Below are 23,481 nucleotides of genomic sequence, written 5' to 3'. Positions count from 1 at the left end.
TTTGTTTATCTGCGCGCTTCGATAATTTTGAAACCATGGGCTTGTTCATGTATCAACACTGTGCGGAAAATATTTTTTAATAATGTTTCATAAGGCAGGTGGCGGTTTGCAACAAAAAGCAGACTGCCGCTTGGTTTTAAGCACTTTGCAGCATTTATAATAAAATTTTTTCCTAATGAAACATCTGTCGTTTGTTGTGTGTGAAACGGTGGATTTGAAATGATTGTGTCATATAGATTTGTGATAGGTTCATGTACAAGGTCATGCCAATAAAAATGAATTGGAAAAGGAGCTGTTATGGATTTAAGGTGCCGTTTTGCTGCTCTCAAAGCGTTGTAGTCGGCTTCATAAAGGTCTAGAGTAGTGAGTTTTTCACTTCTTTCAAGTGCAACGTGAGAAAGATAGCCCCATCCAGCACCAAAATCAGCCGTTTTTCCAGAAATAACTTTGAGCATATAAGACGCAAGCGCAGCAGATCCTGGATCAATACGTCCGTGTGAGAACATACCAGAAGCGGTTTGAAATTTACCAAAAGTGAGCGGTGGTGAGCGCAATTGCGCAATGTTATGTCTCTCAATTTGTTGAGGAACTTGCAACCAAAATACAAGACCATGATTTTTAGATAATTTATTGGTGATGGGAACAATTGTTTTGACCCATTTCATCATTGAAGCAGCACCAGCAGTTTTATTCCCACTGATTACAATCCATCCATTGGGTTTAACGCATTCTAATAAATCAAGAAAACAATTTTGGTTCAAACCACGATATTTGCTCAAATGTAAAAATGCACCATCATAGCTGAAGGTTTTATCTATTTGAGGAGAGCAGTGAAATTGAGTATCGACAAATTTTAAAAAATCTGGTCGCCAAGGCGTAATAACTCTTAAATTTTGTGCCCATTCTTGAGCTGGGATTTCTGTTAAACCAAAACTTAGCCAACACTGGTTTGGATCAGGATACGGGAGTTCATGATTTTCAAAAGGCAAAAATAATAACACATATGACTCTTTCAAAGAAAAAAATGCCACTCCAATATTGGAATGGCATTTCATGATACGATAAGAAGAAAAACTTACTCTTCTTTTTTCTTACGGCGTCGCTTATTTTCAGGTTGTTTTTTTTCATCCACGCACTTTTCTTCATTCATCGCTTTATCACCGGTGATTTCCTTTCCGGTTGTTTGATCAACGACCTTCATTGATAACCGAACTTTTCCACGCTCATCAAAGCCCATTAATTTAACCCAAACTTTGTCACCTTCTTTTACAATATCGGTTGTTTTGCTGACGCGTTCTGATGCAAGCTGAGAGATATGAACGAGTCCATCACGAGAACCAAAGAAGTTTATAAATGCACCAAATTCTGCAGTTTTTACAACTGTTCCTTGGTAGATAGCACCAACTTCAGGCTCATCGACAATAGAATGGATCCAGCGTTTTGCCGCTTCAATGGTTTTAGCATCAGCAGAAGCAATTTTAATGGTACCATCATCTTCAATATTAATTTTTGCTCCAGTTTGTTCCACGATTTCCCGAATAACTTTACCACCAGAGCCGATAACATCACGGATTTTATCGACAGAAATATTCATAACTTCGATTCGTGGAGAAAATTCACTCAGCTCAGCACGTGCACTGGTTAAAGCTTTCGCCATCTCATTAAGGATATGGATTCGACCTCCTTTGGCTTGTTCAAGCGCGATTTTCATAATCTCTTCGGTAATACCATCAATTTTGATATCCATTTGCAAGGCAGTAATACCATTTTCTGTTCCTGCGACTTTAAAATCCATATCTCCAAGATGATCTTCATCCCCTAAAATATCAGAAAGAACAGCAAAGCGTTCTCCTTCTTTAATCAAGCCCATAGCAATACCAGCAACAGGGCGTGCTAGAGGAACACCAGCATCCATAAGAGCAAGTGAGGTTCCACAAACCGTTGCCATAGAAGAAGAGCCATTGGATTCAGTGATTTCTGAGACAGCACGAATGGTATAAGGAAAAGATTCTTTCGTTGGCAACATGGGGTGAATTGCCCGCCATGCCAATTTACCATGTCCAATTTCACGACGACCAGGAGAACCAAGGCGTCCCGTTTCACCCACTGAAAATGGTGGGAAATTGTAATGGAGAAGGAATGTTTCCTTATACATTCCCGTTAAGGAATCAACATATTGTTCATCTTCACCAGTTCCTAGCGTTGCAACGACAATAGCTTGTGTTTCTCCACGGGTAAAGAGTGCTGATCCATGTGTGCGGGGTAAAATACTTACTTCTGATTGGATAGGGCGCACGGTAGAAAGATTGCGTCCATCAATCCGCTTTTGGGTATCAAGAATGTTCCCACGAACAATTTTTGCTTGCAACTGTTTAAATACGGTTGCAATTTGATCTGTACTAAATTGACAGTCTTTTTCTGTTTCTGGCATAAATTTATTGAGGATTTCTGTCTTTAGTGCATCAATTGCAGCATAACGTTCTTGCTTATCAGTAATTGTGTAAGCCTTTCGTATATCCTGTTCTGCCATTTTCTGCATCTCTTTTTCAAGTTCAGAAAGATCTTCAGGAACAAAATCACGAGGATCTTTTGCAGCAACTTCAGCAAGCTTTATAATGGCATCAAGGACAGGTTGAAGGCCTTGGTGACCAAACATCACGGCCCCCAACATGATATCTTCCGGTAATTCTTGTGCTTCTGATTCAACCATCAAAACAGCACTTTCTGTTCCAGCAACAACAAGATCAAGTTTTGATTCAGGCATTTCATCGATATGAGGATTAAGAACATATTGTCCATTACAATAGCCAACGCGTGCACCAGCTATAGGTCCCATGAAAGGAACACCTGACAGGGTCAATGCGGCAGAAGATGCAATCATCGCAAGGATATCGGGATTGTTTTCGAGATCATGCTGTATAACGGAAACAATAACTTGTGTATCATTTTTATATCCCTCAACGAAAAGGGGACGAATTGGGCGATCAATCAAACGTGAAACCAAAGTTTCATTTTCACTTGGTCGACTTTCACGTTTTAAATAGCCCCCAGGTATTCTACCAACAGCATAGAATTTTTCTTGATAATTAACAGTGAGTGGAAAAAAGTCCTGGTCTGGTTTTGGGTTTTTGGCCGATACAACGGTTGCTAAGACAATAGTTTCTCCATAGGTAGCAATCACTGCACCATCAGCTTGACGCGCTATTTTCCCTGTCTCAAGGGTGAGAGGACGCCCAGCCCATTCAATTTCTATCTTGTGCGTTTTGAACATTTTTTATCCTTAATGACCAGTGTTTAAATCTTTGATTGCTTACATTCTGGTTGTGCGTAGCATATTTGCAAGTTTTGGGGTGGACAACAAATTACTTCCTTTGTTGCGAGAAGAGAGAAGTAAATCGCATTAAATGTGAAACGATGAGCAGTCCTATCCCATAATAACTTATCAGTTTTTAAAATTTTTAATTAAAAGCAACATATTGAAAAAATGGGTGGTTTTTTTAAATACCACCTCCATTTTTCTTTTAGCGACGTAAACCTAACTTCTTTATAAGTATCTGATAACGATTTTGGTCAACTCCTTTAAGATAATCAAGAAGACGCCGGCGTTGAGACACCATCTTCAAAAGACCTCGACGAGAATGATTATCCTTTTTGTGAGATTTAAAGTGGTTTGTTAAATTAGAAATACGTTCAGAAAGTACAGCAATCTGTACTTCTGGTGATCCTGTATCACCAACTTTGTTTGCGTATTCTGCGACAAGAGCTTGTTTACGTTCAGCTGTAATCGACATCGTATTATCCTTTCCAAAAACGAAGAAACATAAAGTCACCCATAGCCGAGATGTCGTTCAGCTAGGGTCTGTGAGAAAACAGGAAAAGTCGAAGACTCTTACCTAATTTCGTTCTTATATAGGAAAGAAGGTTAAAATACTAGTCCTTGACAGCATTTTGAAGTCTTTCTTTAAATAAAAGCTTTTGTTTTGAAATATTGATTTAAATAGAGTTTTATGAGAAGTTTTTTAAACAATTATGCATCCTTTTGATACAAAGATTATGAGTGTGTGTGAGTGGTAACAAAAGTGATAAATACCGTTGGAGGAAAAAGATGCAGAGCATTTCAACATTAAAACTTTTTCGTAATTCGGTATTTCGAAATTTATGGTCATCTACTCTTATTTCTAATTTAGGGGGGCTGATACAAGCTGTTGGAGCAGGGTGGTTAATGGCGTTGATTAGTTCTTCGCATTCCATGGTTGGGCTCGTTCAAAGTGCCACAACATTACCACTTGTTATGTTTTCTTTGATGGCAGGGGCATTAGCTGATAATTTTAATCGGCGTCAAATTATGTTGTGTGCACAGATTATGATGATGGTCATATCGATGAGTTTATCTGTTTTAGCCTATATGGGATTTCTAACACCTTGGCTTTTGTTATGTTTTACGTTTTTGATTGGATGTGGCACAGCTTTTTATAATCCTTCTTGGCAAGCAACGATAGGAGATATTGTGAGCAGGGAAAATATTCCTGCTGCTGTTAGTTTGAATAGTGTTGGCTTTAATTTGATGCGGAGTGTTGGTCCTGCTATTGGTGGTGCCATCATTGCAACTTTAGGGGCATCGGCTGCTTTTTTGTTTAATGCTATAAGCTATATTCCTCTTATTGGTGCGTTGTTTTTCTGGAAGTCGAATTATGAAAACAACTCATTGCCACGAGAAAGGCTGTTAGGAGCTGTCTCAGATGGTTTGCGTTATGTTGCGATGTCACCTAATCTCCTGAGCATTATGGTTCGAGCGTTCCTTTTTGGTATAGGAGCAATTTCTATTTTAGCACTTTTGCCAATTGTTGCGCATAAAGTTCTTGGAGGAAGTGCCCTTCTTTATGGTACATTGCTCGGTTGTTTTGGGTTAGGAGCCATGACAGCAGGCATTATTAATGCAGTTGTACGGCATCATTTTCGTTCAGAAACAATTATTGCAAGTGCATTTATTGGTTTCGCCTTTTCTTGCTTTTTATTGGGAATCAGCCGTTCACTGATTATAAGCCATATTGCTTTATTTCCTGCAGGTTTATGTTGGGTTTTGGCCTTATCATTGTTTAATACATCTGTACAACTCTCTACACCACGCTGGGTTGTTGCACGTTCTTTAGCTCTTTATCAAACGGCATCTTATGGGGGGATGGCTATTGGAAGTGCAATCTGGGGAGGTTTAGCTGATGGTTATTCTCCAACAATTGCTTTGAGCGTTTGTTCTTTATTCTTGATTTTTGGTGCTCTTGCAGGGGTAAAATTTAGAATTCAAGAAATTCCTCAGATAGATTTAAATCCTCTTGATCATTTTAGAGAGCCGGAATTATTACTCGACCTCAAAGCAAGAAGTGGCCCGATCATGATAATGATTGATTACCAAATTCATGAAAATGAACTCGAAGAGTTTCTCAAAGTGATGACGCGTCGACGCCATATTCGATTACGTGATGGTGCGCGTCAGTGGGTCCTTTTACGAGATCTTGAAAGACCTGAATATTGGACAGAGGCTTATCATATGCCAACATGGGTAGATTATTTACGCCATAATCATCGTCGTACAAAAGCAGATGCAGAAGTCAATAAGCGTCTGCGTCATTTAAATTGTGCTCCTAACGGTATAAGAGTGCACCGCATGATTGAACGCCAAACAATACCTCAAGCCAATGAGATGCTTTTAAAAGTTTCCTCTGATCATCTCCCTTAGGGTTAAAACAGTTTTTGTAAATATTAAATATGTTAATATTATTTCGATCAATTTGTTAGCTTAATCATAACAAAAAATTGCTGTTTCAATAGTTAATAAATTGATTTATAACGGTTATTTACAATTTTTCATGTTGAGTGATAGTTCTGAAAGTCTTAAGCTTTTCTCGTTTCAAATCTATTTAGAGTAAATCAGTCCACATCTTCGCTTGCACATTACAAACGAGGGCTAAAGTGTGAGTAAAAATGATTGAAAAAGAAATAAAAAGCCTCTTATGAATCCCTTCAAATGCAAGGATTATTGCGACATTAAGAGGAAAAAGTGTGTGGTGGTGTTAGCTTATAGCACTGACTTAAATTTTGATATGAATACGGTAAATATAGACAATGAAAAGCACCATATTTTTCTTAATTGATAGAGAAAAATATCTTTTCGCAAAAGGTGGTTGTGAAAAAGAATCGATTAAATTGTGAAAATCCGCTTTGGTTTAAATAGACCTTTGTCGAGAATGCCAATAGCAAGAAGTTGTTCCTTATAGAGGACACAAATTTCCTCTTCATCAAGAGGTACTTTGTGATGATTCAAGAGGATAGAATGACCCTTGATAATTCTCTGTGCTTGAGTTTCATTAAGGATATAGTGAGGGAGGCAATCTAATGCGGCACTTGTGTCAATTAAGAGCCCATCGAGTGTTGAGAAGTTTTTTTCAAAAGAACGATTATTTTCATCTGTAGTGTTTTTATTTGGCGGAATGGCCGCTTTTAGTTCCTCCCATGTAATGAGATCTTCTTCATCAAAAGGTGCGACGGCAATACGTCTTAAATCAGCAATATGCCCATAGCAACCGAGATCACGTCCCATATCGCGTGCTAAAGAGCGCACATAAGTTCCTTTTCCGCAGGTTATTTCAAAGACAGAATGCTCTTTAGTAGGCATTTCTAATAACTTGAAAGTTTCTATTTCCACTTCACGGGGCGGAATTTCAACAACTTCCCCTTCACGCGCTAAATCATAGGCACGATTTCCGGCAATTTTGATTGCTGAAAATTGTGGAGGTGTTTGCAAAATAACACCTGTATATTGAGGAAGAAGAGCAAGTATTTCTTCTTGTGTTGGACGTTTGAGAGAAGTTTTCGTTATTTCTCCTTCTAGATCATCTGTTGAGCGCTCTTGCCCCCAAGCAATATGAAAACGGTAAGTTTTTTTGCCTTGCATCACGTAAGGGACGGTTTTGGTTGCTTCGCCCAATGCAATAGGAAGGAGACCAGAAGCAAGAGGATCAAGTGTACCCGCATGTCCTGCCTTTTGAGCATGAAAGAGCCATTTGATTTGTGAGACAGCTTCTGTTGATTTCATTCCTTTTGGTTTATCAAATATGACCCAGCCAGAAACAGGACGCCCTTTTTTCTTGTGTTGCCGCGCCATATCTTTAATCCTCATCTATATCACTATGGTGAAGATCGCGTGCAACCTCAGGCGAGCGAAGGAGGGCATCAATTTTTGAAAAATTATCAAAACTATTATCAAGTCGGAAACGCAGTTCTGGCATATATTTCATTTGTCGCAACGCATGACTGATTTCTCCACGGAGAAAACGACTATGTTTATTGAGGGTATCAACAACATCGGTATGAGAAGCATTTTTAAGAGTGCTGAGAGGTGATACAAAGCAAGTAGCAATTTTTAAATCTGGTGACATGCGTACTTCAGAGACAGAAATAACAATATCTTTTAAGATATCATCAAGCAAAATATCACGCTGTAATATATGCGCTACTGCATGACGTACTTGCTCTGCTACTCTAAGTTGCCGTTGTGATGGTCCTGCATTTTTCATCAAAGTTTTATCCTTGCTACAAGATCTCTTTTTTTGACCATTTAGATAAGGAAAAAAAGATATTGTGTATAAAATCTAATAACTTTTTCTCATTTTATAACAGAATAAGGTTATTGGATTATTTTATAATGTGCGATTAATATGTTCGATACGGAAGGTCTCAATGATGTCTCCTGCGCGCATGTCGTCATAATTTTCAAAGGCTATTCCACATTCTTGACCACTTTGCACTTCACTGACTTCATCTTTAAAGCGTTTGAGTGTTTTCAGCTTTCCTTCGTGAATAACGATATTATCGCGGATAAGGCGAACACCGGCTCCTCGTTCTATTTTACCTTCTGTAACACGACATCCTGCAACTTTTCCAATTTTTGTAATGTTAAAGACTTCTAGAATTTCAGCATTACCAAGGAAAGTTTCACGCTGTTCTGGTGAGAGTAATCCAGACATGGCAGCCTTGATATCGTCAACAAGATCATAAATGATGTTATAATAACGAATTTCAATTCCTTGTGTTTTAGCAAAATCACGTGCCTGCTTATTGGCTCGAACATTAAAGCCAATTACAGCAGAGTTAGAAGCTTCCGCAAGAGAAATATCACTTTCGGTAATTCCTCCAGCACCAGAATGTACAATACGCGCACGAACCTCATCATTTCCGAGTTTTTCCAATGCTGAAGCAATTGCTTCAATTGATCCTTGCACATCCCCTTTTATAATAAGAGAAAACTCCTTAACACCAGTCGTTTGCAATTTTGTCATCATCTGTTCAAGAGAACCACGCGAACCAGTTTGCCGCGCAACAGCTTTATCACGTGCTAATCGTTGACGATATTCAGAAATTTCACGTGCTTTTGCTTCATGTGTGACAACAGCAAAACGGTCTCCGGCTTGTGGTGTTCCTTGCATTCCTAAAATTTCAATCGGTGTAGAGGGAACGGCTTCTTTGACATGGCGGCCATGGTCGTCAATCAAAGCACGCACACGACCCCATTCATTTCCGGCAACTATAATATCAGAAGGGTGTAATGTACCTTTTTGAACAAGAACTGTTGCCACAGATCCACGTCCGCGATCCAATTTGGCTTCAATGATAACGCCCTCTGCAGTTCGTTGAGGATCTGCTTTCAGATCAAGCATTTCAGCCTGAAGAAGGATAGCTTCGAGAAGTTTATCAAGATTTTGACCAGTTTTAGCAGAAACTTCAACGTCCAAAGTTTCACCGCCCATAGTTTCAACAAACACTTCATGTTGTAGAAGTTCTGTCCGTACTTTTTGTGCATTCGCAGCTGGTTTATCAATTTTGTTGATAGCAACAATGATAGGTACACCAGCGACTTTCGCATGATTGATTGATTCAATCGTTTGGGGCATAACACTATCATCAGCGGCTACAACGAGAACAGCAATATCAGTAACACGAGCTCCACGTGCACGCATAGCCGTAAATGCAGCATGACCAGGTGTATCAATAAAGGTAATTTTTTGACCGTTTTGTTCTACTTGATAGGCACCAATATGCTGCGTAATACCTCCTGCTTCGCCAGAAACAACATTTGCTTTACGAATAGCATCCAAAAGAGAAGTTTTTCCGTGGTCAACATGGCCCATAATGGTTACAACAGGGGGACGCTGCTGCATGTTTTGAGGATTATCTTTTATATTAAAGATACCTTCTTCTACGTCAGATTCTAAAACACGTTTAACAGTATGGCCAAATTCAACAGCGATGAGTTCGGCAACATCTGCATCAATAACATCGCCAGGTTTCATCATTTGTCCTTGTTTCATCAAGAATTTAATCACATCAACAGAACGCTCCGTCATACGTTGTGCGAGCTCTTGAATGGTAATCGTTTCAGGAAGAACAACTTCGCGAGAAATTTTTTCTCTTGGTTCTTGATTTTGTGCACGCTTAAACTTTTCCTGTCTACGCCGCATTGCAGCCATTGAGCGCCCACGTGCGTTTCCTTCTTCATCCAGTGCACTATTCAGAGTTAGCTTTCCGCGTCGCCGCTCATCAGCTCCTTTGACAACTTTTGGTACACGTATTTCTGATTTAGCAGGATTAGCACGTCGACTATGCCGTTCTTCCTCTTTATTGTCATCTATTTTGCGTTTTTCAATCACGGTTGTGTTTTTAGGCGCAATAGGAATATCTGTCTGTTCAATGAGAGGGGGAACAGGTGGAGTCTGTACTGGTGATATTTCTTCTTCTTGTTGGAGATGTATTTCTTTTTCTTTACTTTCTTGCTGTAAAATTTCTTCACGCTCTTTAGCGCGTCTTGCTTCTTCTTCGGCTTGTTCTCGCGTTATTCTTTCTTGGATATGTGCTTCTTCTAACGCGCGAAGTCTCGCTTCCATTTCAGTTGATGAAAGATTGCTTTTGGCCACAGATTCTTGAGGCTTTTTTCCTTCAAAACGCGGTTTAGAACGCTGGGGGGCCACATGCGGCTTTGTAATGGGCTGTAGGGTTTCAGCTTTTTCATCAGGTCGCGTAATTTTACGCCGTTTGGTTTCGACAACGACAGCCTTCGTACGGCCATGACTAAAATTTTGTTTAACCGTGCTCGTTTCCAAGACAGACCTCTTGAGAGTTAGTGTCTTCTTGACGGTTGTTTTGTCGTTGTTATTTTCACTCATTGTACTTCCTTCACGGCTTGTGCCGTCATCTCACTAGACTTACTATGCTTGTCGTCACGATAGCTGATCAATTTACATGTCGTTTTGAGAAATCCTTCAGCAGCCTTTGTGTCCAGTAAGGCCGCGTGCATTACAGGATTAGAGCCAAAAGCCACTCGCATTTCATCACTTGTAAATAAAGATATGGTTTTTATAGTCCGATTTGTTTGTTGTTGTATTGAATGGATGGCCTGTGCAATTTTTCGTTTCCCATCTTCTGTTGTTTCTTTAGCATGAAGTACAAGAATAACTTTACCAGAGCGGATAGCAGCGTCAACCTTTGTTGCTCCCATAACAATTGCTCCCGCTTTTCGTGCCATGGAAAGGCTTGAAAGAGCGGCTTTTAGTAAAAGCGTATCAATAACATGCACAAGATTTGGTGCAACCTCAACATCTGTTTTAAAATTTCTATGAAAAGCTTTCTGTTTTATTGCTTTCTCAATAACAGCGTGATGGGCAGAAATCCAAACGCCACGCCCTGGTAAATTTGCTTTAAGATCAGGAACAATTTGGTTATTGGGACCAATAACAAAACGGATCAGCGTTTGTGCTGAAGCATTTTTTCGGGTCACAATGCAAGTCCGTTCATTCATTTAAAGTGTATCCACATCCAAATCATCGGTTTTTTCATTTTCTGTAGAATTTTCATCTTCTACAGGATTTTCTGTAACAAGATCAGCTTGGTCTATCCAGCCTGCTTGTACACGTGCGGCTAAAACCATAGCTTCTGCATCTGCGCGTGTAATGTCAAAAGGGGTTAAAATACCAGAAAAATTCTGTGTTTGACCTTCTTTGCGTTCTCTCCAACCAGCTAAATCATCAACGGCATAGCCAGCAAAGTCCTCTATTGTTTTTACACCATCCTCACCTACAGCAACCAACATAGCACTTGTCATTCCAGGAAGTGTTCGCAATTCGTCAGAAACTCCGAGCTTTTTGCGTTTTTCATCAAGTTCTTTTTCTTGATGATCAAGATATTCGCGGGCACGACTTTGGATTTCAGCGGCAGTATCATGGTCAAAACCATCAATAGAAGCGATTTCTTCAAGATCAATATAGGCGATTTCTTCAATAGAAGAAAAACCCTCTGATGCCATAACCTGTCCGATCATTTCGTCAACCTCTAAGGCTTCCATAAACAATTTACTCCGTTCAGTAAATTCTTTTTGACGATTTTCAGATTCTTCCTTTTCCGTTAAAATATCAATGTTCCATCCTGTTAGTTGTGAAGCTAAGCGAACATTTTGCCCACGTCGTCCAATAGCAAGGCTAAGTTGATCATCTGGCACAATAACTTCAATCCGTTCAGCATCTTCATCAAGGATAATTTTAGAAACTTCAGCAGGTTGCAGTGCATTAACGACAAATGTTGCCGCATCAGGCGACCAAGGAATAATATCAATTTTTTCGCCTTGTAATTCAGCAACAACAGCTTGTACACGACTTCCTCGCATTCCAACGCATGCTCCAACAGGATCAATGGAACCATCGCGTGAAACAACGGCGATTTTAGCCCGTGAACCTGGATCACGAGCAACAGATTTGATTTCTATAATACCATCATAAATTTCTGGCACTTCCATAGTGAAAAGTTTTACCATAAATTGGGGATGTGTGCGTGAAAGGAAGATTTGCGGCCCACGCGTTTCACGGTGTACATCATTGACAAAAGCACGAATGCGATCTCCATAGCGGAATGATTCACGAGGAATTAATTCATCACGGCGCACAATAGCTTCACCGCGCCCTAGATCAACGATGACGTTACCATATTCCACACGCTTAACTGTACCAGAAATAATTTCACCAACTTTATTTTTGAATTCCTCATATTGCTGATCACGCTCTGCGTCGCGTACTTTTTGTACAATAACCTGTTTAGCAGATTGTGCTGCGATACGTCCAAAATCCATAGGAGGTAAAAGATCAGCAAAAAAATCACCAATTTTTGCTTCTGCTTGATGTTTGAGAGCATCAGACAAAGTAATTTCCGTTGTATAGTCTTCAACGACATCAACGATTTTAAGCAGGCGCTGTAATTTAATTTCACCTGTTTTAGAATTGATTTCAGCACGGATATTGGTTTCTTGACCATAACGAGAACGTGCTGCTTTTTGAATAGCATCAGCCATCGCAGAAATGACAATTTCACGGTCGATTGACTTTTCACGTGCAACAGCATCTGCAATTTGCAGAATCTCAAGCCTGTTAGCGCTTGTAGCCATCAATTTTCTCCTTCTTTGTGCCACACGATGGGTATTCCCCTGTGATATTATTTTTTGAAATTGAGCGTCTGTATAGAGTCGTTAGCGTTCTCTTCGGCAATGAATTGTTGACTTAAATCTTTATTTTGTTTCAATGCATCGCGAATAAGCTCATCGGTAAGCACTAAATGTGCATTTATGATATCACAAAAGGAAATAGGGGTATACATGGCTTCTCCATAAGCAGCTTTATCGGTGTTTAAAATAAATCCATCTTGCGTGATATTTGTAAGTGTCCCGCGAAATTTTCGGCGCCCATCAATTATTATTTTTGTTTCAATTTTTGCAAGATGCCCTTGCCAATGAAAAAAATCAGATTTTCTTACCAATGGACGATCAATTCCAGGTGATGAGATTTCTAAATGATATTTGCGTTCAATAACATTTTGGACATCAAGGAGTGGGGAAACAGTTCGACTAACAGTTTCACAATCTTCTATGGTCATAGAACCATCGGCACGTTCAACCATAATTTGAAGTGTTAAACCATTTTGACCAAGAAGTTTTACACGAACCAAACGAAAACCTAAAGGTTTAAGTAGTGGTATGACAAGAGCAGCAACCTGTGCTTCGATACCCTCTTCTTCAAACAAGCGCGGTTCGTCAAGATTGCTTATTTTTTCAGCTTCGTTCATACATTTTATCCAAGTTGTTTTCATCAGTTTTATGATATTAAAAAAGAGCGGGTCCAACGGCCCACTCTTCATCATAAGACCAAGAATTTAACTATTGATACTCTTAAATTCAAAATTTTTCAAGTTGTTTATGAGAAAAGCGCTTGATCATTTATTTCTTGATAAAGGTAAGATAGGCAGGCGTTCGTCCTTCGCGTAAAGCTTTTGCTTCATAGCGGGTTCCACTCCATAGTGGATAAGGGAGTTTCCAGTCTTGAGGGCTTTCTGCTTTCCATTCAAAGTGATCATGTTGTGCACAATGGTACAAAGTCCAGTTTACATAACTGTCTATATCGCTAGCAAAGCGAAAAAGTTTTCCTATTTTAAGAACACGAGCAAAACGGTTAAGATTTTTTATGTTGATGAAACGTCGTTTCCAGTGTTTCTTTTTCGGCCAAGGATCGGGATAGAAGAGGTCTATTCCATCAAGCGAGTTATTAGGGAGCCAATCAAGGAGGCGTGTAGCATCATCATTATAGAGGCGAAGACGATTTTGATGGTTTTGATGCTGTTCAAGAGACAACAATATTTTTGCCATGCCATTGATAAAGGGCTCGACGCCGATAAAACCAGTTTTTGGAAAATATTCCATTTCATGAAGTAAATGTTCACCTCCACCAAAGCCGATTTCAAGTCGAATTTCTCTTACTTTGCTTGAAAATAAGGATGTAAGGTTTGAAGGAGGAGGAACATTTAAATCAATATTAAAATTGGGGAGAAGCATTTTTATACGTGTAAGCTGACTGTTTCGAAGTTGTTTTCCTTGTCGGCGTCCAAAAAATGCTTCACTCTTACGTATATTATGTTTAATCATGGGATTTGGATCATTGTTTGAAGCGTTTTCACGAGATCAGTTTTTTCCCATGAAAACGAACCATCGTTTTTTGGTTTACGACCAAAGTGACCATAGGCAGCTGTTTTTGCATAAATAGGTTTATTGAGGTCAAGATGTTTTCGAATGCCGGTAGGTGAAAGGTCCATTATTTTGCGGATGGCTGCTTCAATAACTTTTTCATCGACTTTTCCTGTTCCATGAAGATTAAGATAAATAGATAAAGGTTGTGCAATACCAATTGCATAGGAGAGTTGAATGGTGCATCTCTCTGCTAAATGAGCAGCAACAATATTCTTAGCCAGATAGCGTGCCGCATAGGCAGCAGAACGATCAACTTTTGTTGTATCTTTTCCTGAAAAAGCACCGCCTCCATGGGGTGCTGCACCTCCGTAAGTATCCACAATAATTTTGCGTCCCGTTAATCCGGCATCGCTTTGAGGTCCTCCAATAACAAATTTTCCTGTTGGGTTAATATACCAACTGCATTGAGCTGCAATGGGAATGTCATGTAAAGCTTGGCGAATGTAAGGCTCAACCACTGTACGTACTTTATTGGAATCCCAGCTTTCATCAAGGTGCTGCGTTGAAAGAACGATGGATGTGACCTCTATTGGTTTTCCATTTTTATAGCGTATGGTTATTTGGCTTTTAGCATCTGGTCCTAATTTTCCAGTTTCTCCCTCTCCTTTATGTCGGGCTGCGGCAAGAAGTTTGAGAATTTTATGCGCATAATAAATTGGTGCAGGCATGAGATCAGGTGTTTCACGGCAAGCATATCCAAACATGATGCCTTGATCACCTGCTCCTTCTTCACCATGCCGATCCGTAGCATTATCAACCCCTCTTGCTATATCAGCTGATTGGGGGCGCAAAAGAACATCAATTTTAACAGTTTTCCAATGGAATCCTGCTTGTTCATAGCCAATGGTACGAATAGCACGGCGCGCTGCTGTACGAAAACGTGTAGGATTAATGAGTGGAAAGCTAGTTTCATCGTAGATGAATTCTTTATTTTTATCTTTTTTTAATAGCGTATCGGGAACACGTACTTCACCAGCGATAACAACACGGTTGACACTGACGAGCGTTTCACAGGCAACGCGTACTAACCATGGATCAGTACCAGTCTTTTCAGCTTCTTTATAGATCATATCAACGATTTCATCGGAAATACGATCACAAATTTTATCAGGATGTCCTTCCGATACCGATTCGCTCGTAAAAAGATAATCTTGATGCGGCATAGGAACTCCTTCAAAAAAGAAAACCAACGATTTAATTAATTGCTTACTAAAGTCGCTACCATTTGCTAATTCTGTAGCAAATCGTCAATGCAAATTTATATGAATAAAAGAGAAAAGATATAATTTTAATTTATAACTTATTTGTCACATCTTCCTCAGAAAGTGCTTTTGCCAAGTCAATAATTTTTCGACGCACTTTAGCATCAGATATATTTGTAAAAGCGCGCATGAGCTGAATCCCTTCGCTGCTAGAACAAAAGTCTATAAAATTGTGATCACTTTCGGCAAAACCCTCTACTTGTTGGGAGGTAATACCTTTATCAAAAAAGTAAGAAACAGGAACATCCATAATTTCTGCTATCGCTTGAAGACGACTGGCACCAATACGGTTTGTTCCTTTTTCATATTTTTGGATTTGCTGAAAAGTAATTCCTAATTTTTCACCTAGTTTCTCTTGAGTGAGTCCTAAAATATTACGACGTAAACGGATACGAGTTCCAACATAGATATCTATAGGGTCAGGTTTTTTTCTAGTTTCGGTCATAATGCAACTCTTTATTTCCAGCACTTTTCTTCTAAACCAACATCATATTTATGCGAAGCTGATTTATCATATAATTAAAACAATATGTAATATTTTTTCCCAATACTACTGGTACACGCAACATAATGCCGTACAAAGGGCACTTGAATCATTTAAGCTGTTTTGTAGAACCAAAACCAACACGACACAATAGCATAAGGATGAATAAGATAAAAGTAGAGAAAGTTCTGTATTCATTGCTTCCTATAGGGGTAATGGATGATGGAACTTGTGAATCAATAATGCCCACAGCATTTTGTCGAAGAGCTACAACGATTCGTCCATAAGAATCAATAACAGCTGATATGCCATTATTAGCTGCCCGTATGAGGGGGATTCCCAGTTCAACGGCACGAAGCTGTGCTTGTTGAAGATGTTGATAGGGTCCAGGTGTTACACCAAACCATGCATCATTTGTAATATTAATAATTGCTTGAGGCGGGGAGCCTTGAAAAGTCATTTCATGGGGAAATATTGCTTCATAACAAATTAAGGGTAGATAAGAAAATCCGTTTGGCATTGTAACAATTTTGCGCACACTTGCAGTACTATATCCACCAATATTATCGGCAAGGGTACGCAATCCAATTTTTTTCAATAAATTCTGATAAGGAAGATACTCACCAAAAGGAACCAAATGAAGTTTATCGGAGGTATTTAAAATATTACCTTGAGCATTAATGACTGCAATTGTATTAAAATATTGTGTTTGGGAATGAGGTAGATCATTGCTGGCGCGTATTGCTCCGATAATAGCCCATTGTTTAGGTTTTAAAAGAGAGGCAATGCGCATTGTGATAGATGAGTTATCATAAAGAAGGTAAGGAACGGAAGCTTCCGGCCATATGATAAAATCGGGTTCTGAATTTTGATCGGTTGTTGGTGTTGCACTTAGCTTCATATGCGCTTCCAACATAGCTTCTCGTGTATTATCACGCAATTTTATATTTTGTTGGATGGACGGTTGAACAATACGCACCCAATAAGCACTTTTTTGATCTTCAGCTGTGTTTTCTATAGTATGAAGACGATAAAACCCAAAACCACAGTGAATGAATATAAGTGATAAGCAAAGAGAAAGTGCCACTTTCTTTTTTTCATTCGTTAATAAAACAGTTGGCAAACTGTAGGCTAAGACAGCAAGAATATTCATTCCGTAAAGTCCTACGATTGCATCAGATTGCATGAACATTGGGGTTGGCATGGCTGTATAGCCAAGAGAATTCCATGGAAATCCTGTGAATAAAAACGCACGCAACCACTCGGATAATCCTAATGCAAAGGCTAAAACAAAAAAGCGTGCTATTCCTTTTGTCCATAATAAACCGACAATGAAACCAGAAAAAAACCAATAAAGAGAAAGGTAGAGTGGAGGGAATAAAATGGCTAATGGGACTGCCCAACCAAAAGAATCTGGATCTGTTAACAAAGCATTGCATAGCCACCAAAGGCCGCAAATAAAATAACTAAAACCAAAGGTTCCACAGCTTAAAGCGTAAGTAAAAAAATGTTTTTTATTGTTTTTGGTGGCCCGTATTGAGTCAAGTAAAACAATAAAGAGAGGGAAAGTTAAAAAGCAAAGAGGTGTTAAATAAAAGGGTGGAAGTGCAAAAGAAGTAAGAGCACCACACAGAAATATCCATGCTTGGCGCTTCCAGCCTGTAACAGAGAACAAAAAAACGATGAAATTGTTTAAAAACGCTGGACTATTCTTTAGGGATGGCATTGTTCTCAAGATTCTCATTTTTGGGAATGCGAAAAATGCGCAATCGTTTAATCCGGCGTTTATCAGCTTCTAAAATACGAAATCTATAGCCAGGTACAGCTTCGACAATTTCACCTTTAGCAGGAATGCGATCAAGAATGGAGACGATCAAACCACCAATAGTATCAACTTCATCACCATATTCCCCTACGATAAAATCAGGACCAAGAGCTTTCTCCACATCTTCTAGTTCAGTTCTTGCATCAACGAGCCATTTATTATTTGGTTCACGTACGATAGCATTGTCGACATTATCATGTTCATCTTCGATATCCCCAACGACTAACTCAACAATATCTTCCATTGAAACCAGCCCATCTGTTCCTCCATGTTCATCAATAACTAAAGCCATTTGAGTTCGTGTAGTTTGCATCCGTGTTAATAATTTGCTCGCAAGCATAGAACTGGGAACAAAGAGAACTGTTCGGATCAAATCCAATTCACCGATTGGAGTATGCAAGTCTGTATGGTTTAATTGAAGCAAATCGGATTTTTGTTCGGTTTTTGTTGGGTTGATAATAAAGCGAGTGATGTAGTTAAGAATATCGCGGATATGGATCATGCCGCGCGGATCATCTAAAGTTTCAGCATAAACGGGTATACGAGAATGACCAATTTTTGCAAAACATTGAAGGGTTTCTCCAAGAGAGGTGTTTATTTCTAATGCTTCGATTTCAGAACGAGGTATCATAACATCATCCACGCGTGCTTCACGTAAGCGTAAAATGTTATGCAGCATAGTACGTTCTTCAGGTGAGAAGAGGGCGGTATCTTTTTCATTGTTAGTCGTGAGTGCAACGGTAAGATCATCGCGCAGTGACGTAGATGCACAATTACGACCCCGTAAGAATGAAAATAAATGATTCATCAGGGAATATTTCTCTGTATGATTCGTCTGTTGAGAGGGGTCTTTTTCATTATTAGAAGATGCTTGACTATTATTTTGTGCATTTATTTTGTTTGCCATGGTTTTGAAATCTTCTAGACTTTCTTTTTATAATAGATAAATAAGAGGCTTTAAATGGTATGCTGGTAATACTGATTTTAAAAGTTAAATTTTATCATTTATAGACAATTCTGCGTAAGGATCTTTTATGGAAAGCTTTTGAAGAATTTCTCTTTCGAGCTTTTCCATTTTATATGCTTCATCATCAGTTTCATGGTCATAACCAAGTAGATGCAAGATACCATGAACAATCATATGCGTTAAATGGTCTTGAAATGTTTTTCCTTCTTTCGCTGCTTCGAAAACAATAGTTTCTCGGGCAATAATAATATCACCGAGCATGGGACCAGGTCGATTTCCAGCTTTAAGTGGAAAAGCAGGAAAGGATAATACATTAGTGGATTTGTTTTTGTTGCGCCATTGTGCATTGATTTGCGCCATATGTTCATCATTCGTAAAAAGCAGGCTAATCTCGCTTACAACATCTTCCAATGAAACATGATGCATAGTCGTCATTAATGCTTTTTCAGTGATATTATAAAGCATTTTCTCATCATTCCACCCTGCGCTTTTAACCATTATATCAATAATAATCATGATGAATCAAACTCATTTTTTAATGCATCATGTTCATCATCGCATGCGAATGATTTTTTGTTATTTTTTATCTCGGAATCACGATCATAAGCACGAACGATAGCAGCAACAAGTGGATGGCGTATAACATCTTTTTCATCAAAATGTACAATTGCAATATTTTCTACATTTGAAAGAATGCGAATTGCTTCAATAAGACCTGATTTTTGCCCTGTAGGCAAATCAATTTGGCTTACGTCACCGGTAACAATCATACGTGTGCCTTCTCCAAGACGTGTGAGGAACATCTTCATTTGCATAGGCGTAGTATTTTGTGCCTCATCAAGAATAACAGCAGCATGGGCAAGTGTTCGTCCGCGCATAAAGGCAAGAGGAGCAATTTCGATGACACCAGAAGCTAAAATGCGCTCGACTTTTTCAGCAGGCATCATATCATAAAGAGCATCATAAAGTGGTCGTAAATATGGGTCGACTTTTTCTTTGAGATCACCGGGAAGAAAACCAAGATGTTCTCCAGCTTCAACAGCCGGACGCGAGAGAATAATTCGCTCAATGATACCACGTTCTAGAAGCATAGCAGCATGAGCAACAGCAAGATAAGTTTTACCTGTTCCTGCTGGTCCTACACCAAACACAAGTTCAGTATGCTCCATAGCGCGTATGTAAGTATCTTGTGTTGGAGTTCTTGCATGAATTATTTTTTTATGGGTACTTAACCGTGCTGGTATACGTTTTGTTGCAGATTTGTGAGTTATTGTGTCTTCTTTCTGCTTCTTTGGTATATTTGCCATAGCAAGCGCTCCTTTTATATCTGATAAAGTGAGCTCTTGATGTGTTTTGGCACGTTCATAAAGTTGCTGCAATACATATTGCGCACGTTTTATAACAGAAATATTTCCACGGATTAAGACTTCATTACCACGCGGATGAATACTAAGTTCGAGTTTTTTTTCGATATAAGCGAGATTTTCGTCAAATTTACCAAAAACCGCTTTTGCATATTTGTTATTTTCGAAAATCAAAACAACTTGGCTCAGATCTGAAGCGCTTGTTTGTTTCAAGGTATCAGCCTTTTCACGGGACATATTTACATTTTCTTTAATACGCTTTATTTTTTCGGTTGAAGCTTTCAGCCTATTCTCCATATCTACATAAAGATTGCACATTTTGTTAAGTAAACTTTATAAAAGACAATTTTTTACAAAAGTGCACGCTTTAGATGTAATCATTTTCTTTTAAAATAAAAGAGTTTTCCAAAATATTTATTGTGAACAAGGTTTTAGAGGCATATTTATCTATTTGTCACTTCACCAACAAAACTGTTTGAGCTTGCATTTTTAATATTAACTTCTATTACGCTACCTGTAGAGGCTTCTGTATCGACGACAACAGGTAAAAGCCAAGGGGAACGTCCTACCATTTGTCCAGAGTGACGTCCAGGTTTTTCGATGAGAACGTTCGTTTTTTGACCAATTTTAGAACGCAAAAACGCATTTTGTTGCTCAAGGAGAAGGGCTTGTAAATGTTGAAGTCGGGAATCTTTTACAGATTCATCAACATGATTTTTCATTGTGGCTCCCACTGTTCCAGGACGGGGGGAATATTTAAAAGAATAAGCTGAACTGTACTGTACTTGTTGAATAAGTTTAATGGTTTCTTCAAAGTCTTCATCTGTTTCTCCTGGAAACCCTACAATAAAATCGCCTGAAAAGGCAATATCTGGCCGTGCGTTTCGAATTTTTTCGATAAGATGAAGATAATGAGAGCTTTTGTGTTGTCTGTTCATGGCTTTTAAGATGCGATCTGAACCTGATTGAACAGGAAGATGGAGGTAAGGCATTAACATATCAAGATCTCGATGCGCGGCAATAAGGCTATCATCCATATCACGTGGGTGGCTTGTTGTGTAACGCAAACGCTTTAAACCATTGAGTTTTGCAAGATGATAAAGAAGATCGCCAAGACGCCAAGTTTTGCCATCAGCACTTTGTCCATGCCAACCATTGACATTTTGTCCAAGCAGCGTAATTTCTTTGACACCCGCTTCGATGAGTTGGCGGGCTTCCTCGGTAATTTGCTCGACAGACCGTGATATTTCAGCACCGCGTGTGTAAGGAACAACACAAAAAGTGCAAAATTTATCGCAACCTTCCTGTACTGTTAAAAATGCGCTAACACCTCGTTTTCTTACTGCATGTTTATTATGGGGCGGCAAATGAGCAAATTTATCTTCAACAGCATAGTCTGTTTCGATAATTTTTTTTCCTTGTTTTGCTTTTTCTAATAATTCTGGCAAGCGATGATACATTTGCGGACCAATAACAAGATCCACTGTTGGAGCACGGCGCAAGATTTCACTTCCCTCAGCTTGTGCAACACAACCTGTTACACCAACCATCAGGGGTTTATCAGGTGTGCGCTCTTGACGCATAACGCGCAAACGACCAAGATCAGAATAAAGTTTTTCTGCTGCTTTTTCACGAATATGACAGGTATTAACAAGAATAAGATCGGCATCATTGGGAATTTGTGTTGTCACATAGCCTTGCGAACTGAGGCTATCAGTCATCCGTTGGCTATCATAAACATTCATTTGACATCCATAGGTTTTGATAAAAACCTTTTTAGGAGCAACAGGAGGCGTATTTTTAGGATTTACTTTATTCATAGCGCATGTGTAAATGTTTTTTACACAAATCTCAATCTATTTGCTTAAAAGTTTTTTGCATGATAATTGCATCACCACGACCATTTTTTGACGCGTAGTAGGCAAGACGTTCAGAAATTTTTTGAAATTCAAAGCGTTGATAAAGGTTCAAAGCAGAAAGATTTGTGGCTTCTACTTCCAAGAATAATTTTATAGCGCCCTTGTCGTGAAGATGGTGAACTGTACGATCGATAAGAAAGGTACCAATTCCTTGTTGACGATAATGAGGATGAACAGCAATTGTGATGATTTCTGCTTCATCAAGGATGAGACGGCATAGGCAAAAGCCTAAAATTTGATCAGAGCGATCAATGAGAAAAACTTTGTATCCGAAGATAGAGTGATCTGTTAAGAAATTATCAAAAGCTTGTTTTTCCCAAGAAGGGGTAAAACAATGTTGATGAATTTGATGAAGAGAAGCACTATCATTAACTTGTAGCGGAGCAATTCCAAAAATCTTTTTTGTCAATGAAAATTTGGGCATTATTTTTTTTGTGGCAAAGCAAAATTGGTTTGTTGTTTTGCATCAGCGCTGCGTAGATAGAGTGGGCGAGGCGAATTTTTTGATTGTTTGTTTGCAGCAAGATAAGCATAGTTTACAATATCGGCCGCTTCGCAGGGGATTTTTTCTAGGACAATTTTTTCGTGTATTTTATGGTTTTTAATATGTTCCATAACGACATCAGCAGCTGGGCCAGTCAGTCGGGTTTTTTTTGGCAAATCTTCGAGGATATTTTCAATTGTTTTTAATCCCGGCTCTCCCAAAGGTGTGAGATCATTATGAAAATTTTGATGGTAGAACATTCCTCTCCCTGCTTCAATGACAACAGTAATTGCCGATACTGCACTTTTACTGTTTATGACTTGTGCTGCTAACGCTTCAAGAGCACTCACTCCAACAGCTGGTATTTCAAGTGCTAATGCCAAAGCGCGTGCTGTTGCAACACCGACACGTACACCAGTAAATGATCCAGGTCCAATATTGACAGCAATACGCTCAACTTGATCAAGCGTCATATTGGCTTGTTTCATTATTTGTGTAATCTGCCCAATAATTTTTTCGGCATGTCCTTTGTTCATGCGTTCATTGATACGCGCAATAACAGATTTATGACGAATAAGCGCAACAGCACAATAAATTGAAGCAGTATCTATAGCAAGGATAAGCATAAAAATATTTTAGTTGAATAAAACGATAAATAAAAGTCCTGCTGTATTTTTAATCTTTTCATTATCGTATATTTCATTTGTAAGAAAGTTACTAGTGCCAATAAGCAACAATATCTTTTTATGAGATAGAACGAGATGTTAATTTAATCCTTATTATTTCACTTTTTGAATGAGTACCTTGAGTATTGTAAGATTCTCTTATTTTAAATTTACTTATGGTGAAACAATTAAATTTATTAGCTTGTATATTACAAGCGGAGTTAGCGTATGAATCAAAACTCCTTTCACGAATCATTTAAATGTAAGGGTTGTCACAACTTTTAAGCTATCAAATAGTACGTTGATGCCACTTGTATTACATAGTAAGTAAAAGTAATTTAAAAGAGGAAAAGTCATGACCTCACATTTTTTCCAAATAAGAATATATTTTATCAGTCTTTGTA

General features: G+C 38.8%; 20 protein-coding genes. 1 reads left to right on the top strand and 19 read right to left on the bottom strand.

Annotated features, from left to right (window positions below; all coding sequences use genetic code 11):
* Positions 1-5 precede the first annotated feature (5 nt).
* The 3 genes from PVV63_RS03130 to rpsO form a co-directional block, all read right to left on the bottom strand.
* Positions 6-1,001, bottom strand: coding sequence for a class I SAM-dependent methyltransferase (locus PVV63_RS03130; protein WP_273790595.1), 996 nt, complete (start codon positions 999-1,001; stop codon positions 6-8).
* 74 nt (positions 1,002-1,075) lie between these two features.
* Positions 1,076-3,271 carry a polyribonucleotide nucleotidyltransferase gene (gene pnp, locus PVV63_RS03125; RefSeq protein WP_273790594.1) on the bottom strand — a complete coding sequence of 732 codons (2,196 nt, stop codon included), beginning with the start codon at positions 3,269-3,271 and terminating at the stop codon, positions 1,076-1,078.
* A gap of 250 nt (positions 3,272-3,521) precedes the next feature.
* On the bottom strand, positions 3,522-3,791 hold the full coding sequence (gene rpsO / locus PVV63_RS03120) for a 30S ribosomal protein S15 (protein ID WP_007347659.1): 270 nt from the start codon (positions 3,789-3,791) through the stop codon (positions 3,522-3,524).
* A gap of 314 nt (positions 3,792-4,105) precedes the next feature.
* Between rpsO and PVV63_RS03115 the strand changes: the two genes are divergently transcribed.
* Complete coding sequence (locus PVV63_RS03115; protein WP_273790593.1) at positions 4,106-5,734, top strand: MFS transporter; 1,629 nt, start codon at positions 4,106-4,108, stop codon at positions 5,732-5,734.
* 462 nt (positions 5,735-6,196) lie between these two features.
* Here PVV63_RS03115 and truB read toward each other — a convergent pair whose 3' ends face one another.
* The 16 genes from truB to tsaB all read right to left on the bottom strand — a co-directional run bounded on the left by truB (position 6,197) and on the right by tsaB (position 23,038).
* The gene (truB, locus tag PVV63_RS03110; RefSeq protein ID WP_273790592.1) at positions 6,197-7,159 is read right to left on the bottom strand and encodes a tRNA pseudouridine(55) synthase TruB; all 963 of its coding nucleotides are present in this window, start codon (positions 7,157-7,159) and stop codon (positions 6,197-6,199) included.
* A gap of 4 nt (positions 7,160-7,163) precedes the next feature.
* Positions 7,164-7,571 (bottom strand): 30S ribosome-binding factor RbfA, encoded by a 408-nt coding sequence (gene rbfA / locus PVV63_RS03105; RefSeq protein ID WP_273790591.1) that lies wholly within the window; start codon positions 7,569-7,571, stop codon positions 7,164-7,166.
* Between the two features lie 123 nt (positions 7,572-7,694).
* Positions 7,695-10,214 carry a translation initiation factor IF-2 gene (gene infB / locus PVV63_RS03100; RefSeq protein WP_273790590.1) on the bottom strand — a complete coding sequence of 840 codons (2,520 nt, stop codon included), beginning with the start codon at positions 10,212-10,214 and terminating at the stop codon, positions 7,695-7,697.
* Complete coding sequence (locus tag PVV63_RS03095; protein WP_273790589.1) at positions 10,211-10,846, bottom strand: RNA-binding protein; 636 nt, start codon at positions 10,844-10,846, stop codon at positions 10,211-10,213. Before PVV63_RS03095 ends, infB begins: the two co-directional genes overlap by 4 nt.
* Entirely contained in the window at positions 10,847-12,478 is a 1,632-nt protein-coding gene (nusA, locus tag PVV63_RS03090) for a transcription termination factor NusA (RefSeq protein ID WP_273790588.1), read from the bottom strand.
* Positions 12,479-12,525: 47 nt separating this feature from the next.
* A complete protein-coding gene (rimP, locus tag PVV63_RS03085; protein ID WP_273790647.1) occupies positions 12,526-13,176 on the bottom strand; it encodes a ribosome maturation factor RimP in 651 nt (216 codons plus the stop codon).
* A 127-nt stretch (positions 13,177-13,303) separates the two neighbouring features.
* Complete coding sequence (locus PVV63_RS03080; RefSeq protein ID WP_273790587.1) at positions 13,304-14,005, bottom strand: tRNA (guanine(46)-N(7))-methyltransferase TrmB; 702 nt, start codon at positions 14,003-14,005, stop codon at positions 13,304-13,306.
* The gene (metK, locus tag PVV63_RS03075; RefSeq protein WP_273790586.1) at positions 14,002-15,270 is read right to left on the bottom strand and encodes a methionine adenosyltransferase; all 1,269 of its coding nucleotides are present in this window, start codon (positions 15,268-15,270) and stop codon (positions 14,002-14,004) included. Before metK ends, PVV63_RS03080 begins: the two co-directional genes overlap by 4 nt.
* 130 nt (positions 15,271-15,400) lie before the next feature.
* The gene (locus PVV63_RS03070) at positions 15,401-15,814 is read right to left on the bottom strand and encodes a helix-turn-helix domain-containing protein (protein WP_273790585.1); all 414 of its coding nucleotides are present in this window, start codon (positions 15,812-15,814) and stop codon (positions 15,401-15,403) included.
* Positions 15,815-15,962: 148 nt separating this feature from the next.
* Positions 15,963-17,597 (bottom strand): apolipoprotein N-acyltransferase, encoded by a 1,635-nt coding sequence (lnt, locus tag PVV63_RS03065; RefSeq protein WP_273790584.1) that lies wholly within the window; start codon positions 17,595-17,597, stop codon positions 15,963-15,965.
* A complete protein-coding gene (locus tag PVV63_RS03060; RefSeq protein ID WP_273790583.1) occupies positions 17,560-18,585 on the bottom strand; it encodes a hemolysin family protein in 1,026 nt (341 codons plus the stop codon). The genes lnt and PVV63_RS03060 overlap by 38 nt, the downstream gene beginning before the upstream one ends.
* Positions 18,586-18,669: 84 nt before the next feature.
* A complete protein-coding gene (gene ybeY, locus PVV63_RS03055) occupies positions 18,670-19,161 on the bottom strand; it encodes an rRNA maturation RNase YbeY (protein WP_273790582.1) in 492 nt (163 codons plus the stop codon).
* On the bottom strand, positions 19,158-20,294 hold the full coding sequence (locus tag PVV63_RS03050) for a PhoH family protein (RefSeq protein WP_273790646.1): 1,137 nt from the start codon (positions 20,292-20,294) through the stop codon (positions 19,158-19,160). Before PVV63_RS03050 ends, ybeY begins: the two co-directional genes overlap by 4 nt.
* A 158-nt stretch (positions 20,295-20,452) precedes the next feature.
* Positions 20,453-21,829 carry a tRNA (N6-isopentenyl adenosine(37)-C2)-methylthiotransferase MiaB gene (gene miaB / locus PVV63_RS03045; RefSeq protein WP_273790581.1) on the bottom strand — a complete coding sequence of 459 codons (1,377 nt, stop codon included), beginning with the start codon at positions 21,827-21,829 and terminating at the stop codon, positions 20,453-20,455.
* A 31-nt stretch (positions 21,830-21,860) separates the two neighbouring features.
* Positions 21,861-22,352, bottom strand: a complete 492-nt coding sequence (gene rimI, locus PVV63_RS03040; protein ID WP_273790580.1) for a ribosomal protein S18-alanine N-acetyltransferase — start codon at positions 22,350-22,352, stop codon at positions 21,861-21,863.
* Positions 22,352-23,038 carry a tRNA (adenosine(37)-N6)-threonylcarbamoyltransferase complex dimerization subunit type 1 TsaB gene (tsaB, locus tag PVV63_RS03035; RefSeq protein WP_273790579.1) on the bottom strand — a complete coding sequence of 229 codons (687 nt, stop codon included), beginning with the start codon at positions 23,036-23,038 and terminating at the stop codon, positions 22,352-22,354. Before tsaB ends, rimI begins: the two co-directional genes overlap by 1 nt.
* Positions 23,039-23,481: the final 443 nt, after the last annotated feature.

Source organism: Bartonella sp. CM31XJBT, from assembly GCF_028618555.1.
Taxonomy (GTDB): Bacteria; Pseudomonadota; Alphaproteobacteria; order Rhizobiales; family Rhizobiaceae; genus Bartonella.
The sequence above is the reverse complement of the archived record's forward strand: the minus strand, read 5'-3'. Positions and strand labels throughout refer to the sequence as shown.